The sequence below is a fragment of the Pedobacter sp. KH_004 genome (assembly GCF_057840755.1).
Map to the genome: position 1 here is coordinate 3437847 of NZ_CM174519.1, position 17963 is coordinate 3455809.

Annotated in this window: 18 protein-coding genes; 14 read left to right on the forward strand and 4 right to left on the reverse strand. The window is 39.5% G+C overall.

Annotation, left to right across the window (positions count from 1 at the left end; all coding sequences use genetic code 11):
• The first annotated feature begins 1 nt into the window (after window position 1).
• From AC3ITD_RS14625 to AC3ITD_RS14650, 6 genes are all read left to right on the forward strand, one after another.
• On the forward strand, window positions 2-448 hold the full coding sequence (locus AC3ITD_RS14625) for a 3-hydroxyacyl-ACP dehydratase FabZ family protein (protein WP_489360826.1): 447 nt from the start codon (window positions 2-4) through the stop codon (window positions 446-448).
• Window positions 441-1721, forward strand: a complete 1281-nt coding sequence (locus AC3ITD_RS14630; RefSeq protein ID WP_489360827.1) for a beta-ketoacyl-[acyl-carrier-protein] synthase family protein — start codon at window positions 441-443, stop codon at window positions 1719-1721. The genes AC3ITD_RS14625 and AC3ITD_RS14630 overlap by 8 nt, the downstream gene beginning before the upstream one ends.
• Entirely contained in the window at window positions 1714-1977 is a 264-nt protein-coding gene (locus AC3ITD_RS14635; protein WP_489360829.1) for an acyl carrier protein, read from the forward strand. Before AC3ITD_RS14630 ends, AC3ITD_RS14635 begins: the two co-directional genes overlap by 8 nt.
• On the forward strand, window positions 1964-2512 hold the full coding sequence (locus AC3ITD_RS14640; protein ID WP_489360831.1) for a 4'-phosphopantetheinyl transferase family protein: 549 nt from the start codon (window positions 1964-1966) through the stop codon (window positions 2510-2512). Before AC3ITD_RS14635 ends, AC3ITD_RS14640 begins: the two co-directional genes overlap by 14 nt.
• Window positions 2513-2610: 98 nt before the next feature.
• Complete coding sequence (gene pruA, locus AC3ITD_RS14645; protein ID WP_489360833.1) at window positions 2611-4245, forward strand: L-glutamate gamma-semialdehyde dehydrogenase; 1635 nt, start codon at window positions 2611-2613, stop codon at window positions 4243-4245.
• Between the two features lie 637 nt (window positions 4246-4882).
• The gene (locus tag AC3ITD_RS14650) at window positions 4883-5143 is read left to right on the forward strand and encodes a hypothetical protein (protein WP_265799002.1); all 261 of its coding nucleotides are present in this window, start codon (window positions 4883-4885) and stop codon (window positions 5141-5143) included.
• Between the two features lie 52 nt (window positions 5144-5195).
• Here AC3ITD_RS14650 and AC3ITD_RS14655 read toward each other — a convergent pair whose 3' ends face one another.
• The 3 genes from AC3ITD_RS14655 to AC3ITD_RS14665 all read right to left on the reverse strand — a co-directional run bounded on the left by AC3ITD_RS14655 (window position 5196) and on the right by AC3ITD_RS14665 (window position 7932).
• The gene (locus AC3ITD_RS14655) at window positions 5196-5852 is read right to left on the reverse strand and encodes a carbonic anhydrase (RefSeq protein ID WP_489360836.1); all 657 of its coding nucleotides are present in this window, start codon (window positions 5850-5852) and stop codon (window positions 5196-5198) included.
• A gap of 5 nt (window positions 5853-5857) precedes the next feature.
• Window positions 5858-7462 carry a SulP family inorganic anion transporter gene (locus AC3ITD_RS14660; protein ID WP_489360838.1) on the reverse strand — a complete coding sequence of 535 codons (1605 nt, stop codon included), beginning with the start codon at window positions 7460-7462 and terminating at the stop codon, window positions 5858-5860.
• A gap of 125 nt (window positions 7463-7587) precedes the next feature.
• Window positions 7588-7932 (reverse strand): hypothetical protein, encoded by a 345-nt coding sequence (locus tag AC3ITD_RS14665; RefSeq protein ID WP_489360840.1) that lies wholly within the window; start codon window positions 7930-7932, stop codon window positions 7588-7590.
• A 388-nt stretch (window positions 7933-8320) separates the two neighbouring features.
• On the opposite strand from AC3ITD_RS14665, the gene AC3ITD_RS14670 reads away from it, so the two are divergent.
• From AC3ITD_RS14670 to AC3ITD_RS14690, 5 genes are all read left to right on the forward strand, one after another.
• A complete protein-coding gene (locus tag AC3ITD_RS14670; RefSeq protein ID WP_489360842.1) occupies window positions 8321-9862 on the forward strand; it encodes an acyl-CoA carboxylase subunit beta in 1542 nt (513 codons plus the stop codon).
• A gap of 88 nt (window positions 9863-9950) precedes the next feature.
• Window positions 9951-11129 (forward strand): MFS transporter, encoded by a 1179-nt coding sequence (locus AC3ITD_RS14675; RefSeq protein WP_489360844.1) that lies wholly within the window; start codon window positions 9951-9953, stop codon window positions 11127-11129.
• Window positions 11126-11719 (forward strand): hypothetical protein, encoded by a 594-nt coding sequence (locus AC3ITD_RS14680; RefSeq protein ID WP_489360846.1) that lies wholly within the window; start codon window positions 11126-11128, stop codon window positions 11717-11719. The genes AC3ITD_RS14675 and AC3ITD_RS14680 overlap by 4 nt, the downstream gene beginning before the upstream one ends.
• A 2-nt stretch (window positions 11720-11721) precedes the next feature.
• Complete coding sequence (locus tag AC3ITD_RS14685) at window positions 11722-12135, forward strand: GNAT family N-acetyltransferase (protein ID WP_489360848.1); 414 nt, start codon at window positions 11722-11724, stop codon at window positions 12133-12135.
• A gap of 136 nt (window positions 12136-12271) precedes the next feature.
• Window positions 12272-13408: a M42 family metallopeptidase gene (locus AC3ITD_RS14690; RefSeq protein WP_265799014.1), complete on the forward strand. Its 1137-nt coding sequence runs from the start codon at window positions 12272-12274 to the stop codon at window positions 13406-13408.
• 110 nt (window positions 13409-13518) lie between these two features.
• Here the strand turns inward: AC3ITD_RS14690 and cobA are convergent, their stop codons facing one another.
• Complete coding sequence (gene cobA, locus AC3ITD_RS14695; RefSeq protein WP_489360851.1) at window positions 13519-14277, reverse strand: uroporphyrinogen-III C-methyltransferase; 759 nt, start codon at window positions 14275-14277, stop codon at window positions 13519-13521.
• Window positions 14278-14550: 273 nt separating this feature from the next.
• Between cobA and nirB the strand changes: the two genes are divergently transcribed.
• The 3 genes from nirB to AC3ITD_RS14710 are packed head-to-tail and all read left to right on the forward strand — an operon-like array spanning window position 14551 to window position 17893.
• Entirely contained in the window at window positions 14551-17058 is a 2508-nt protein-coding gene (gene nirB, locus AC3ITD_RS14700) for a nitrite reductase large subunit NirB (RefSeq protein WP_489360853.1), read from the forward strand.
• Between the two features lie 45 nt (window positions 17059-17103).
• Window positions 17104-17472 carry a nitrite reductase small subunit NirD gene (gene nirD / locus AC3ITD_RS14705; RefSeq protein ID WP_489360855.1) on the forward strand — a complete coding sequence of 123 codons (369 nt, stop codon included), beginning with the start codon at window positions 17104-17106 and terminating at the stop codon, window positions 17470-17472.
• Between the two features lie 25 nt (window positions 17473-17497).
• The gene (locus tag AC3ITD_RS14710; RefSeq protein ID WP_489360857.1) at window positions 17498-17893 is read left to right on the forward strand and encodes a hypothetical protein; all 396 of its coding nucleotides are present in this window, start codon (window positions 17498-17500) and stop codon (window positions 17891-17893) included.
• The last annotated feature ends 70 nt before the right edge of the window (window positions 17894-17963 follow it).

Here is a 17963-nt window from a genome sequence, read left to right on the forward strand (position 1 = left end):
TATGACCACTACGGAAATACTTGCAAAAATGCCCTATGGCAAAGATTTCCTTTTCGTTGATGAAATACTAAAATTCGACGAAAATGGAATTACCGGCACCTATTTATTCAGAAGGGATTTAGTTTTTTATGAGAGCCACTTCAAGAATAATCCAGTTACGCCGGGGGTAATATTAACGGAAACAATGGCACAGATTGGGTTGGTTTGTTTCGGAATTTATTTATTAAAAGATCAGGAGGATGATGCTAAACCTGCTTTTGCCATGACTTCTAACTCAATAGAATTTCTGAAACCTGTTTATCCCGGAGACAAAGTTTGGGTAACCAGTGAAAAATTATACTTCAGGTTTGATAAATTAAGCTGCAAGGTTGTGATGAAAAATTCTATCGGTGAAATATTGTGTAAAGGAACTATTGCAGGTATGCTAATTCAACAGGGCAATGGATAACAACAGAGTAGTGATAACAGGTTTAGGTGTTTGCGGGCCGAATGCTACCAACGTCCCCGATTTTGTGCATGCACTTAAAAATGGCATCTCGGGCATTACACATCAAATCGATTTAGAAGCCTTGGGATTTTCATGCCAAATAGCAGGGAAACCTTCACTTTCGGAAGATAGAATTGCACAATATTTCAGTCCACTCGAATTAAAAAACCTTAACAGTACAGGCATAGTTTATGGTGTAATTGCCGCTTTAGATGCATGGGGAAATGCCGGCCTGAAGCTTAGCGACATCAATGAACCAGATTGGGATAGCGGAACCGTTTTTGGCACCGGCACCTCTGGGATAGATAAATTTCGATGGGCTATCAACAAAATCGATGATATGGAAATAAGAAAGCTAGGCAGTTCAGTAGTGGTGCAAACGATGGCTAGTGGCGTAAGTGCATTTATTGCAGGCAAAATTGGTCTGGGCAACCAGGTAAGCACCAATTCATCTGCCTGTGCAACTGGTGTGGAAAGTATTTTACTGGCTTATGATCGAATTAAATCGGGTAGAGCAAAACGGATGCTTGCCGGAAGCACCAGTGATAGCGGCCCTTACATTTGGGGCGGCTTTGATGCCATGAAAGTTTGCAATTATAAACACAATGCTGAGCCGGAAAAAGGTAGCCGGCCAATGAGCGCAACTGCCAGCGGATTTGTGCCTGGAAGTGGCGCTGGAGCACTCGTACTGGAGTCGCTTGAAAGCGCAATTTTGCGTAATGCACGAATTTATGCAGAAATTTTAGGAGGCGATTTAAACTCTGGCGGACAACGCGGCCTAGGAACCATGACTGCGCCAAACCCGGTTGCCGTACAAAGATGCATCAAAAAAGCCATCGATAATGCTGGCATCCGGGCCAATGAAATAGAGGTGATAAACGGGCATTTAACTGCTACCGCTAAAGATGCGCTGGAGATTGAAAATTGGAAGGCTGCCCTGGAGACATCGAAAGATAAATTTCCTTATATTAATTCGCTTAAAGGTTTGGTTGGCCATTGTATTAGCGCAGCCGGAAGCATAGAAACCGTAGCTGCTGTGCTACAATTAGCCGAAGGCTTTATCTTGCCAAACGTTAACTGCGAAGATTTAAATCCAGCCATAGCCGATTTAATCGACGAATCTCGAATTCCACAGCAATTGATCAACAAACAATTTAATTATCTCGCCAAGGCAAGTTTCGGTTTTGGCGATGTAAATGCATGTATCATCCTTAAGAAATACAATTATGAGTAAAGAAGAAATTATTGCAGAACTTAAAAATATCATTACCCCATACAGCGAAGAAACCATCGCTTTGCAAAGCATTGATGATGACACTGATTTTTTAAAAGATCTAAAAATAAATTCTGCCAACCTGGTTGATATTGTGCTTGATATTGAAGATCGGTTTAACATCGAAATAGATAACGATTCGATGGCAAAAATGCTGACAGTTAAAGCCACAGTGGATATCATTGAGAATAAACGTCAGGAAAATGCTGGGCAATGATATTGTAGATCTGAAGTTTGCAAAACTTCACTACAACTGGCGGAGAAAAGGTTACCTCAATAAAATTTTTTCCGCCAGAGAACTGGAACTTATAAATAGTTCCAAAAGCGAAGATACAATGGTGTGGCTATTGTGGAGCATGAAAGAAGCAGCCTATAAGTGTTATAACCGGTTAACTTCCGAAAGGCTTTTTAATCCACAGGCTTTCGAATGTGCACTTTTCGGTTCTTGCAACAATAGTGCGAGTGGCGTGGTAAAACGGAGTGGTCAATCTTTTTTTACAAAAACCGAAATAAGCAAAAATTATGTTCATACACTCGCTTATTCCTGCACGTTGATGCTGGATCATTTATCTGTCCATCATCATAAAAACAATGCAGAATATTCAATTGCTTTTACACACTCCACCAACTGTTCATTACAAAAAGACAGAAACCATCTCCCTGAGGTAATAGATAAAAAAACACAGCACAAACACATGGCTTCAATTAGCCACGATGGAAGATATTTATGTATCGCTTTTTTAAAAGTTTGACTGTCTAAAACAGGAATAGTCCCCTATTTTCTTTACAGAATAATAGAATTGCATCCCTCAAAAAGCCTTATCTTTGTGTAAATCATAAAAAATAAAATATGCTTAAAGGATTTTTTAACGTACCCACTCCGGTAAACGAACCTATATTAAATTATGGCCCAGGCAGCAAAGAACGCGTACTTTTAAAAGAAGCGCTTGCCGAGGCTCGCTCACACCAACAAGACATTCCGATGTACATTGGCGGCAAACAAGTTCACACCGATAAGAAAGGTAAAGTTGTTCCACCACATGATCATCAACATATTTTAGCCCAATTTAGCATTGGCGATAAAACACACATAACACAAGCAATTGATGCAGCTTTGGCTGCAAAACAAGATTGGGAAAACCTTTCGTGGGAACATAGAGCAGCAATATTTTTAAAAGCTGCTGATTTAATTGCGGGCAAATATCGTTATAAGCTAAATGCTGCGACAATGTTAGGTCAAAGCAAAAATGCTTATCAGGCAGAAATTGATGCCGCTTGTGAGCTGATTGATTTCTTACGTTTTAACGTAAGCTACATGGCCGATATTTACAAACAACAACCTCCGGTTTCGCCTCGTGGAAGCTGGAATAGAGTGGAACAACGCCCACTTGAAGGTTTCGTTTTTGCTTTAACACCTTTCAACTTCACCGCCATCGCGGCAAATTTACCTGCCTCGGCAGCGATGATGGGAAATGTTGTGGTTTGGAAACCTGCCGATACACAAGTTTATGCGGCTAATCTTTTAATGGAAATTTTCCGTGAGGCGGGCTTACCCGATGGTGTTGTGAATTTGGTTTACGCCGACGGACCAGAAACAGGCGAGGTGATTTTTAATCATCCTGATTTTGCTGGTATTCACTTTACTGGGTCTACAAAAGTGTTCCAGGAAATCTGGAAAACGATTGGAACAAACATCCATAAATACAAATCTTATCCTCGTATTGTGGGTGAAACTGGCGGAAAGGATTTCATTTTGGTGCATCCTTCTGCACAAACTGACATCGCAAGCACAGCAATTGTTCGTGGTGCATTCGAATATCAAGGGCAGAAATGTTCGGCTGCAAGTCGTGTTTACATTGCTGAAAGTCTTTGGCCAGAAATTAAAGAACAAATGCTTCGCGATATCGCATCGTTTAAAATGGGTGGAACCGAAGATTTTACCAACTTTATTAACGCGGTTATTGATGAACGCTCTTTTGATAAGCTGGCTAAATACATCGACCAAGCTAAAAAAGATACGGGCGTAGAAATTATTGCCGGTGGTAATTATGATAAGAGCAAAGGTTATTTTGTTGAGCCAACCGTTTTAGTGGTCGACGACCAGAAATACACCACCATGTGTGAAGAATTGTTCGGTCCTGTTTTAACGGTTTACGTGTATGCTGACAAAGATTTCGATTCAATTTTGGAAGTGATTGATACAACCTCGCCATACGCTTTAACAGGTGCATTAATTGCACAAGACCGCTATGCGATTGATAAGGCAAGCCATGCTTTACGAAATTCGGCTGGTAACTTTTACATCAATGATAAATGTACCGGAGCTGTTGTTGGTCAGCAGCCATTTGGCGGCGCCAGAGGTTCGGGTACTAATGATAAAGCCGGTTCGATGATTAATTTATTACGTTGGGTTTCTCCACGTACCATTAAAGAAGTTTTCGAATCGCCAACTGATTATCGTTACCCGTTCTTAGCTGAAGATTAATATTTTTCACCTAAGCTGTCGAAGCATCAATATATTTTGAAACCCTTGAGCAATCAGGGGTTTTTCTCTTTAAAAGGATTTAGAAAGCAATGAAAGTAGTAATGCTTTTGTTAGTCGGGCTTTACGATATATTTTTTTCCCTCTGCTGCGTTTTTAAATTACCGTCTTTGCGAAATCGATATTTTATCGATAGAAGCTCCACAAGAATGCCTTTGGCACAATCTCATTTGTGGTGTTATTTGTGAAATGAGATTGCTTCGTACCTCGCAATGACAACCGTTCTTGCCGTCATCGATATTGATTTTTATGCAATAAATTATCTTTCAGGATGACAACAAAAAAAATGTCGCTACAATCCCATTTAATTGCTCAACCTTTCGCAACTATTTAGGTCTGCAGTGTGTAAAAGGCACTTTTTTTAATTTTTAAACCCGACAATAGGGAAAATCCTTTTTTTTGCAGCTTAAAATTACTAACGCTAACGAGCATATGCATATTCAGCGTAAGTAAAACGTTGAAAACAAAAAGATTGGAACGAATGGCAGGGCTACAGTATCCACAAAGGGCGAAACATTCATTTCCAAATCCAACAAAACTATAACAAGGTTTAACTGTTCTATAGAGAAATAAAAACATCATGGAAAACCAGGAAGAAAAAAACTCGAATTTACGAGATGAAAATATTAATAATTCGGCCGAGAGATCTAATATGCCCGAACAACAAGTGCCACGCCACCGTAGTGATGAGCAGAGCGATAAAAACAAGGTAAAATCTGATGCAGGACACTTGGGGAGAGATTTCGGAGGCGGTGATTTTGGATCGGAAGAAGCACGTGCAGATGCGGAAAAAGGCAATAAAGGAGAAGCTGGCAACATGCCAAATAGCGAAGAAAAATAAAGCCCCGACTTTAACGGGGCTTTTAACACTAATTATACGATCGGGATGTGTTTTAACCCACCTTAAACGCAGGCGCAACATCATCGAGGCAGTTACAAGTAACTTTCATATCTTTAATGATGCCTGTTTTAAGGCTGTAAACCCATGCATGAACTGCTAAATCCTGACCGTTGGCCCAGGCAGCCTGTACAATGGAAGTATTCATAATATTTGATGCTCCTTCAATGGTGTTCAGTTCTACTAACCGATCAAAGCGTTGATCGGAATCTTTGATGGTTGCCATTTCACGCTCGTGGGTACGATATACATCGCGAATGTTTCGCAACCAGTTATCAATAATCCCTACTTGTTTATTACCAAGGGCGGCTTTTACCCCACCGCAGCCGTAATGACCACAAACAATTACGTGTTTTACTTTTAAAACATTTACTGAATAATCCAGTACCGAAAGCATATTCATATCGGTATGTACCACTACATTGGCAATGTTCCTATGTACAAAAATGTCGCCTGGTTTAGTATTTGTAATCTGGTTTGCCGGAACCCGGCTGTCTGAACAACCAATCCACAAAACGGGTGGATTTTGACCTTCAGATAATTTATTAAAAAAATTCGGATCATTATCAATCGTATCCTTAACCCAATCTCTGTTTCCTTGCAAAAGGGTTTCGTAACTGATGTTCTCTGTCTCTATTGTTTTTGCGCACATGGCTGTTATTTATTAATATCCTCTACTACTTTGTTGGTTAATTTCGGTACAGTATAATGTTTCTGTACGTTCTCTAATGTTACAATAATACCCTTGGTAAAGGCATTATGCTTGTAATTAAAAATGGTTTCCAAAACATCCGGGTCGATGTATCTGGCGTTTGAACCATCAATTATTACATTTGTTTCGCGAGGAATATTCGTTAAAACTACTTGTATCGCTGCTTTATTTAAGAAAGAGACTTCTTCTGCCAGTTTAATTCTGATGTTCTTTTTATCGCCTTCGTTGGTAATTCTGTAGAAGAAAGGATTACGCATGTTTGTACGCAACAGATAAAAGATCGACACCAACATGCCTATCGCAACACCTTTTAGCAAATCAGTAAACAATACGGCCACAACCGTAACTACGAAAGGCACAAACTGGTCCCATCCTTTGTGGTACATGTGTTTAAATAAACCGATTCTGGTGAGTTTATAACCCGTTACCAATAGAATTGCCGCCAGGCATGACAGGGGAATCATATTGATAACTTTCGGAATAAACAGCAATGAAAGCAGCAGCCAAACGCCATGAAAAATTGCAGACATTTTAGTTCTGCCGCCAGAGTTTACATTTGCAGAACTTCTCACAATTACGGAAGTCATTGGTAGACCACCAACCATACCGCTGGTAATATTGCCAATTCCCTGAGCAATTAACTCTCTGTTTGTTGGAGATACACGTTTAATGGGGTCAATTTTATCTACCGCCTCTATACTCAGCAGCGTCTCCAAACTGGCTACCACCGCAATCGTTAATGCCACAATGTAAACATTTTTGTTGCCTAGCTGATTAAAATCGGGCATGGTAAACAAACCTAAAAATCCATTGAAACCATCTATCACTGGGATTTTAACCATCTGATCAGCCCTTAACGGATACGCAGTACCAGCAAAAATCATGGTTCCGATTACGCCGATTATTACTACAATTAACGGTGCAGGTACAATGGCCAGTTGCCTTATTTTCGGCCAGATGATTAGTATGGCAATGGACAATAAACTGATGGCAACCGCAGCGAGACTAAAATGACTGATTGCTGCTGATATAGCAGAAAATGTATTTTCGTGATCTTGCTGAAAAAAACCTTCATCACCACTGAAATCGGTATCAACACCCAAGGCATGCGGAAGCTGTTTTAAAATTAAAATTAAACCGATAGCGGCCAGCATTCCTTCGATAACACTTGAAGGAAAATAATTGCCGATGGTACCTGCTTTTATTAATCCTAAAATTAACTGGAAAACACCAGCGAGCACAACGGCTAAAAGGAATGTTGGATATGGCCCCAAAGAGGTGATGGCTCCAAAAACGATTACGGTTAAACCAGCGGCTGGTCCGCTTACGCTAAGCTGAGATCCACTAACAGAAGCAACAACAATCCCTCCGATTATACCGGTAATAAGGCCGGCAAATAACGGTGCACCTGAGGCTAGTGCGATACCTAAGCAAAGTGGCAATGCCACCAAAAAAACAACAATACTCGATGGAAGATCTTTCTTTAAATTCTTGGCAAGAAAATATTTCTTCACGTCCGAACCTGAAAAGGCCGGGTTAAACTTTTGCATAACGATATAATTATCTAGTAAATTTTAACGAATAAATCGCGGGGAGAGGTGTTGTTGAACCTGTTGAGTATTTGCTCAGCAGCTTAAACATGTTTGTATATTAAACCTATCCCAAGAAGAAAAAACTAGATAAAATTTGGTGGCGGTGTTGGAACTGCAGGGTGATATGGATCTACATACCGCTTGAAATGCTCAATAAAACTGCTCTTCAAAAAGAAATGACTGGAAGAGAACTCGTAAGAAAAGATGGGATGGTTTAGCTCGATAAGCTTGAAATCGGAGAATTTTGCAATGTCTTTGGCGGAGTCTTTACCGCCTTCATGCTCTAACTCGATTTGCATGATTACTGCGTTCATAATTTCTTTATCGATACTGGAACAAAACACAGGCGCACCAGAAATAGCCATCTTCGCGGAGAAGATAAGCATAAATGCTGCAACGATTGTGTATTTGTATTTCCTCAAAAACATTTGTTCTAATCTTATTCTAATGTTGTTTGCAAAAATAAACGGATAATTGGTTTTTCAAGCACAATGGGTTGTAAAATATTTGCAATACAACAATTTATTCGCTGATAAAACCCATATTCTTCTGATATTCAATTTAGTAAAATATTTTTGAAGCATCAAGCTAATGAGTCTTTACTTAAATTGCCCGGTTTAAAGAGCGCTTTATGTATGCTGTTAAAATTGGTTGCTTGCGCTATATTACTACAAAGAAATAAAAGCTTCCTCAGTTTTCGTTTTATAAACATTTAACTACAAGTGGAAACGTTAAGATCACTCTCCCACAAACTTCTCCAATTAAGCTTGCATTACCGTTGTTAATTTTTAATTTTAAATCCACATATTATCAGCAATGGATAAGAAAATAGCATTACTTCAAGATAAAATTAATCAGGCAAAGCTTGGTGGCGGTCAGGCTCGAATAGATAGCCAACACAAAAAAGGTAAACTTACTGCCCGGGAACGCATTCACTTTTTAATGGATGAAGGTAGTTTTGAAGAAATTGGTATGCTCGTTACCCATCGCAGTACGGATTTCGGAATGGAACGCGAAAAATTTCTAGGAGACGGTGTAGTCACTGGCTATGGAACCATTAACGGCAGGCTTACCTATGTGTTCTCTCAAGATTTTACTGTTTTTGGAGGATCGCTTTCTGAAACGCATGCCGAAAAAATTTGCAAGTTAATGGATTTGGCCATGAAAAATGGTGCACCTTTAATTGGCTTAAACGACAGTGGAGGTGCCCGAATTCAAGAAGGAGTAGTTTCTTTAGGCGGTTATGCTGATATCTTTTATAAAAATGTTCAGGCCTCGGGGGTTATCCCGCAGCTTTCTGCTATTATGGGGCCATGTGCCGGAGGTGCGGTGTACTCCCCTGCCATTACCGATTTCATTTTGATGGTAGAGAATACTTCCTACATGTTTGTAACCGGGCCAAATGTAGTGAAGACGGTAACGCATGAAGAGGTAACATCGGAAGAATTGGGTGGTGCAACTACGCATGCCACAAAATCGGGTGTGACACATTTTGCCTGCACCAATGAAATTGAAGCCATTAACCATGTTAAGCAACTCCTAAGTTATATGCCTCAAAATTGCGAGGAAATACCTACTCAACTTCATTACGAAAGTAGCGACGAAAGCAGAACTGCGTTAGATACTTTTATGCCTCAAAATGCCTCTCAACCTTATGACATTCGCGAAATTATTGCAGAGGTTACTGATCAAGATAGTTTTCTGGAAGTTCATAAAGACTTTGCGGAAAATATTGTGGTTGGTTTTGCCCGTTTGGCTGGACGAAGCATTGGCATTGTAGCCAATCAGCCTGCTTATCTGGCAGGCGTTTTAGATAGTAATTCTTCTACAAAAGCGGCTCGTTTTGTTCGTTTCTGCGATTGTTTTAATATTCCTTTACTGGTTTTTGAAGATGTTCCAGGTTTTTTACCAGGAACCGATCAGGAATGGAACGGTATTATTACCAACGGCGCAAAATTGCTTTATGCTTTTAGCGAGGCTACTGTACCGCGAATTACCGTAATTACCAGGAAAGCTTATGGCGGTGCTTACGATGTGATGAACAGCAAGCACATTGGCGCTGATATGAATTACGCCTGGCCAAGTGGTGAAATTGCGGTAATGGGCGCAAAAGGAGCTGCAGAAATTATCTTTAAAAAGGAAATTACTACTGCAGAGAACCCTAATGAGAAATGGCTGGAAAAAGAAAAACTGTATTCGGATATCTTTGCCAACCCTTACCGGGCCGCCGAACGTGGCTTTATTGATGAGGTAATTGAGCCTTCGCAAACCCGGATAAAACTGATTAAAGCTTTTAAGATGTTGGAAAACAAAGTGGTCAACAGTCCTCGTAAAAAACATGGAAATATACCTTTATAAGAGGAGTAAAGATAAAAGAGCAAACATTAACCTTTAGCTACCTTCGTCCCCCACACTTTGAACTTTTTACTTCGAACTTCTCCTTAACATGCTAAAACGCATAGACATCCTCCTGATGGCCTTCTGTACCGGCCTCATTGTTGCCAATATTTATTATTGCCAACCATTAGTTATTTTAATTGCAGAAGAGTTTAAGTTAACCGAAACTTATGCAGGTAGAATTACCTACACCACTCAGATTGGTTACGCTTTGGGTTTGTTTTTACTTGTGCCGCTGGGCGATATGTTTGAGCGCAAAAAGCAGATTTTGATTATAACAGCTATGGCTATTTTGGCGCTGTTAACAGCAGCCGTTTCACATTCTTTTTTCTTATTGGAAATCGCCTCTCTGCTGATTGGCATCTGCTCCATTGTACCTCAATTAATACTGCCTTTAGCCGCCAACCTGAGTACCGATGAAAATCGTGGCGCCAACATTGGCATGATTATGAGCGGTTTGCTGGTAGGTATTCTGGCCTCTCGAGCAGTAAGCGGAAGTATTGGTTTCTGGCTTGGCTGGAGGGCGGTTTATTATATTGCTGCAGGCATTTGTTTGTTACTTATTGCCTTAATGGCGAAACGCTTTCCTCAAAGCTTTCCGGCTTTTAAGGGAAGTTACAAGCAATTAATGGGCTCGATGTTTAGCTATATTAAATCTCAACCAGTGCTCCGCGAAACTTCCATTATCAACTTTTTGGCCTTCGCTATTATTAGTGCTTTCTGGACAACCATGGTTTTGTTTTTAGCCAATCCCCCGTTTAATTTTCAAACCTTGCAAATTGGTTTGTTTGGCATTGCCGGCGCTGCTGGTGCTTTAGCTGCGCCGCTTGTAGGGAAGTTAAGCGATGGCAACAACCCTCGTAAAAACTTAATGATCGGATTTATCCTGCAACTCATCAGTGTAGCCTTATTTTACTTCACTGGCAACCACTTATACCTTTTTGTGATTGGCATTGTACTCATCGATATCGGTCAGCAAGCCATTCACGTGACCAACCAAACCCGAATCTACACCCTCATACCAGAGGCGAGAAACCGCTTAAATACGATTTTTATGTCGGTTAGTTTTATTGGCGCCAGTTGCGGTTCGGCCTTAGGCTTATGGCTTTGGGCACAAGGCGGCTGGGCCATGTTTTGCTACGGCATGACGGTAATTATCATCATCAATATTTTAATTTATCTATTCTACGGCAGAAAAAAATTATCTAAATCAATACTCAATACATGACATCTAAAAACGCAATCAAACTTACACTAGCTATTTTAATTTGTAGCTTATCTATTTCTAAATCTAAAGCCCAAGATAGTACAAAGGTTACGCAACCGATAGAAGTAGTTTCTTTGAATAAAATAAGGCTATCGCTACTTGGTCTTAATTTCGAAAGAGAACAAAAAGTAGGCAAAACAACATCAGTTTACTTTGGTGGTGGTGCAGAGGGAACTTTTATCTATCAAACAGATATATTTTTCGATAACAATTTTAATTTCACCACTAATACAAAATCCGATTTTAAGATTTACCCAGTTTTGAATGCAGGATTTAGGCATTATTACAACTTCGAGAAAAGAGTAAAAAAGGGCAGAAAAACAATAAACAACAACGCCGGTTATCTAGGCTTGGATGTTTTAGGCGTTATTCCAACGGAAAGCGATACCATTTACGGCTATCAAATTAACGTAATGCCACAATGGGGTTTTCAAACCTGGATAGGCAGAAAAATAAATTTCAAATTAGCGCTTGGTCCATTGGTATCACTAACAAAAGTAGATACCTATTTCAATGTCGGGGGAAAGCTAGGATTCAACTTTCTACTTTAATTATGGCATTAGTACAAATCGAACAAATATTCCCTTCGCTAACCTGGCGTATCCGTCATGAAGTGATGTATCCGGAACTTCCCTTTGAATCTGTCAAACTTCATGAGGATTTTGATGGGCTTCACTTTGGCTTATACGCTGATCACAAATTAACTGGCGTGGTTTCATTATTTCATGATGGCGATGTTTATCAATTTAGAAAACTCGCTATTTCAAACGAAGCACAAAAATCTGGTTATGGATCGCAATTAATGGAATATATCTTGGATTTTTGTAAAATTCAGAAAGCAAGCAAGCTCTGGTGCAATGCAAGGGTAAATGCTAAGGAATTTTATTATAAATTTGGATTCCATGAAACGGAAAAAACATTTTTTAAAGATGGTTATGATTTCGTAGTAATGGAGAAAGAATTTTAGATTGTAGATTGACGAATGACGATTTAACACCTCGCCTATTCGAATTTGTAAAGCTAAAATCATAAATATAATCTGATTGATGACTGGGGATGCTACCCGCAAATCCGAAATTGTGAATCTAACATCATAAATAAATATGGCTAAGAAAAAAGAAGACGCTAACCTGCCAAAAACGCAGGATAAGAAAAAACATGTAACCGTTGTGACCAAAAAATCGTTACAATTTTTAGAAGAATACATTAACAATCCTGCTCCAACAGGTTACGAATGGGAAGGCCAGAAATTATGGCTAAACTATTTAAAACCATACATTGATGAGCATTTTGTAGATAACTACGGAACAGCAGTCGGTGTAATTAACCCAAAAGCCCCTTACAAAGTGGTAATAGAAGCCCATGCCGATGAAATTTCATGGTATGTAAACTATATTACCAGTGATGGTTTAATTTATGTCATCCGTAATGGTGGTTCTGACCATCAAATTGCGCCATCAAAACGCGTAAATATCCATACCGAGAAAGGCTTGGTTAAAGCAGTTTTCGGCTGGCCAGCTATCCATACCCGTCATGGCGAAAAAGAACAGGCACCAGAATTGAAAAATATTTTTCTGGATTGCGGTTGCACTACAAAAGAAGAAGTAGAAACATTGGGCATCCATGTAGGCTGCGTAATCACCTACGAAGATGAATTCATGGTATTAAACGATCGCTATTACGTTGGTCGTGCTTTAGATAACCGCGTTGGTGGTTTCATGATTGCCGAAGTTGCCCGTTTGTTGAAAGAAAACAAGAAAAAACTTCCATTCGGTTTATACATTGTAAACTCTGTACAGGAAGAAATTGGCTTACGTGGAGCAGAAATGATTGCGCAACGCATTAAACCAAATGTGGCCATTGTAACTGATGTTACCCACGATACAACCACACCAATGATCAACAAGAATACGCAAGGTGACTTATCAGCAGGTAAAGGTCCGGTGGTTTCTTACGCTCCGGCAGTCCAAACCAATTTGAATAAATTACTAATCAAAACGGCTGAGAAAAACGAAATCCCATTCCAACGTCAAGCTTCTTCACGCTCAACGGGAACGGACACTGATGCATTTGCTTACTCAAACGGCGGGGTTCCTTCGGCATTGATATCTTTGCCTTTACGCTACATGCATACCACAGTAGAAATGGTGCACAAAGAAGATGTTGATAATGTGATCAGCTTAATTTACGAAAGCTTGTTGAACATTAAAGACGGGCAGGATTTCAGAGAATTTAAATAATCCAAACAATCTTCATTGTCTTTTCCTCCGTGATGGGGAGAACCTAGCAAAGTAGCAATCTATTTCATAAAATATGGTCTAGGATTAATTTCTTAGACCTTTTTTTTGATTTATACCGCAACTGCCTGTTTAAAATATTGTTGTGATGACACAATTTCCCTAACCTTTACTACATCACCTATTACAATAATGGCTGGATAAGATAACCCTTCTTTCAGCGCCATTTCCTGAATATCTTTAATTTCACAAGTTCCTTGTTTTTGATGAGGCAATGTAGCATGCTGAATAATTGCCGCAGGTGTTGATCCTAAACCGGCTAACTTATATGCCGCAGAAATTTCAGCGAGTTTTTTCATTCCCATATAAATCACTACGGTAGCCGAGGTTTTCATAGCACAAGCCAAATCTTTAGAAAGGCTTCCATCTTTTTTTGTGGCGGTAATAATCCAAACACTCTCACTAATTCCGCGGTGGGTTAAAGGCACATCAATAAAACCTGAGCCCTGCATGCTACTAATTCCTGGTATGTAATGCGATTTGATCCCATGTGCTTCAGCATACAAAGTTTCTTCAAAACCTCTACCGAATATAAAAGGGTCGCCACCTTTTAACCTCACCACAACTCGCTTTAGTTTGGCGTATTTAACAATTAATTCGTTAATTTTTTCTTGAGGCGTACATTTTTCATAAGGTTTTTTACCCACGTACACCATTTCGCAGCCTTTGGGCGCAATTTCAAGCAATTTTTGATTACTTAAATTATCATAAAGCACAACTTCTGCCCTTTTGAGCACATTATATGCTTTCATTGTCAATAATTCTGGGTCACCAGGACCTGCACCCATTATAAAAAGTCCAAATTCAGCCATTTTTTTGTCTATTATTTTAAATGATTTAATTATTAAGATATAAAAGTGATGATAAATTATTAAAAATCACAAAATTTTATGACAAAAATCATATTTAATAAACTTTTAACCAAAAAAAATCTATATTTGAATATCAAAAATCATATTAATTACAAAATGTACATGAAATTTTATAGTTAATTAAGAATTTATATGCCGAATAGAACTGTTTGAACATAAAATTTACAAAAACTAACCCCTAAAATCATCAATAAACTAAAATCACCTTAAATCATGAATAAATTAAAGATAATTATAATCGGAAATGGAATGGTTGGATATAAGTTCTGTGACAAACTTAAATCCAAATCAGATTCGTTCAAACTAATTATTTTTGGAGAAGAGCCGCACAGGGCTTACGACCGTGTTCATTTAAGTGAGTATTTTAACGGTAAAACAGCAGAAGACCTTTCTATGTCTACGGCCAGTTGGTATGAAGAACAGGAAATTGATTTACACCTTAACAATCCCGTTGTCGAGGTAGATAGAGCGGCGAAAACAGTTTCCACCTCAACTGGCGAAGTTTATCGTTACGATTTTTTGGTTTTCGCCACGGGCTCTTCTGCATTTGTACCTCATATAAAAGGCATAGAGAAAGAGGGTGTTTTTGTTTACCGCACCATTGATGATCTTGATCTTATCGCCGGCTACGCCAAAAACGCAAAAAAAGCTTCGGTAATTGGTGGCGGCCTACTAGGCCTCGAAGCCGCAAAAGCTTTAATTGATTTAGGAATTGAGGAAACCAGCATTATTGAATTTGCACCGCGATTGATGCCAAGACAAATCGACATGGCCGGAAGTGAAATGTTGAAATCGATGTTAGCAGATTTGGGCCTTCAGATCTACTTGAACAAAAACACCAGCAGCATTGAAGGCGAAACTAATATTGGCGGATTAAAATTTAGCGATGGTAGTGAACTGGCCACCGATATATTGGTTATTTCTGCCGGGATTAAACCCAGGGATGAGTTAGCTAGAAAGTGTGGAATAGATGTGGGACCAAGAGGGGGAATTATAGTGGATGCCGAAATGCAAACCAATGATCCCTGCATTTTCGCCATCGGGGAATGTGCTCTGTTCGAAGAAATGATTTATGGACTTGTAGCTCCAGGTTACGAAATGGCTGAAGTGCTGGCTTCTAATCTATGTGCTCAATCGAAATCATTTAAAAGCTTTGATATGAGCACCAAACTTAAATTAATCGGCATTGATGTAGCCAGTTTCGGCGATCCTTTTATTAATGAGCCAGATTGCAGAACCATTGTTTTTGAAAATAAACACAAAGGAATTTATAAAAGAATAAACATTAGTAATGACGGGCAATACCTTTTAGGAGGTATTTTAATTGGCGACGCAACAGCATATAATATGCTGTTGCAAACCAGTGTTAACCAAATCTTGTTACCTGCAGATCCTGAAGAATTAATATTGGGTAGCCGCGGTGGAGAGCAAGTTGGCGCAGGGATTGAAAGCTTACCAGATGCAGCTTTAATTTGCAGTTGTGAGGGCGTAACAAAAGGGGGGATCTGCAGTTCAATAATCGATCAGGGCTGCGAAACTTTAGATGACATAAAAAAATGTACCAAAGCAGGAACAGGCTGTGGTGGTTGCATGCCGATGGTTAAAGATTTAATGCTTCACACCTTAAAAGCACAAGGTAAATATGTAAGGAATGTAATCTGCGAACATTTTAACTACAGCCGACAAGAGCTTTACGACCTGATTCACATCCATAATTTAAAAAATTATGATGATGTATTGAATGAATTTGGTCAATCTGATGGTTGTGAGGTTTGTAAACCATTGGTTTCATCGCTATTGGCTAGCCTTTGGAATGAAATGATCCTTAAAAAAGGAAATGACACTGCACAAGATAGTAACGATCGTTTCCTGGCCAACATTCAAAAAGGCGGATCATATTCGGTAGTACCACGCGTTCCAGGCGGGGAAATTACACCTGATAAATTAATTGTTATTGGCGAAGTAGCTAAAAAATACAACCTGTACACCAAAATAACGGGTGGACAAAGAATCGATATGTTTGGCGCTCACCTGAATGATCTTCCAATCATTTGGGAGGAACTGATTGCCGCTGGTTTCGAAAGCGGACATGCTTACGGCAAAGGACTGCGTACCGTAAAAAGCTGTGTTGGAAGCACCTGGTGCCGGTTTGGCTTACACGACAGTGTCAGTTTTGCCATTAGAATTGAAGAGAGATACCGCGGAATCAGAGCGCCGCATAAATTTAAATCGGCCGTAAGCGGTTGCATTAGAGAATGTGCAGAAGCCCAAAGCAAGGATTTTGGAATCATCGCGACAGAAAAAGGCTGGAACCTCTACGTTTGCGGAAATGGCGGAAGCAAACCGCAACATGCTTTATTGTTGGCTGCCGATTTGGACAGCGATACCTGCATAAAATATATCGATCGCTTTTTGATGTTTTACATCCGGACAGCCGATCCATTAACCAGAACAGCAACCTGGTTAAACAAAATGGAAGGCGGAATGGAATATTTACGCAATGTTGTTATCAACGATAGCCTGGGAATGGCTGAAAAATGGGAAGCAGAAATAGAAAATCTGGTTTCAACCTACCAGTGTGAATGGAAAGAAGCGGTGGAGAATCCAGCTATTAGAAAGCGTTTTTCTCACTTCGTTAATGCACCAGAGGATAAAGACCCAACGATTGAGTTTGTAGAGATGCGTGGGCAGAAAAAAACTCCTGAATGGAAAAAAGTCTAACCAAATATAATCAACCAACAAATCATCAACCCTAAACTAAAGATTATGACAGAAACAACAACTAATTGGTTAGCTGCATGCCGTGTGGAGGATGCAGTGGAAAATGGAGGTGTGTGCGTAAAATATGGAGAGGAGCAAATTGCACTCTTCTATTTTACCAGAAGAAACGAGTGGTATGCCACGCAGAATGAATGCCCGCACAAAAAACAAATGGCTTTAAGCCGAGGCATGATTGGAACCATTACAGACGAACCTAAAGTAGCATGCCCTTTTCATAAAATGAACTTTTCACTAAAAACAGGCGAATGTTTAAGTGGCGATGAATGCGCCATAAAAACTTATCCTGTAAAAATTGAAGATGGAACTGTATATATCGCGGTTAACTTAGATGAACCACAAAATCATCATTTGTAAACACTATTAAAGCAAAAAATAGATAATGAAAATTAAGAAATATGTGGCTTTTTTAAGCTGCCTGGCCATAGCTATGCTTTCATTTCAGGGTAAAGCTCAAACCAAATTAGCACTATTTGATGGGATAATCGTAGCCGGATATGTAGATAAAAGCGCTTATATCAATTGCGTGGGGCCGAATATTAAATTTGTTAAGAAACCCTATTCCATAGCAGCAGGATTGCTGCCGAGTTTAAGAATCAAAGAAGATAAAGTAAATCCGGGAGCACCAAAAAATAGTTTGCTTACTCCCAATCTGGGCTTCGGCCTTACCGCAGTTTTTCATCATCTGGCCATTCAGGTGCCCTTATATTATAATGCAAAAACGGCTGTAAAAGATGGCGAATGGAATGTTGGTGCCGGAATCGGCTATAAATTTTAATAAGAACGAATTAAATCTAGACCCTTATGACAGCTCAAACTATAAATAAACCCCTAGAGAAACTTAATAT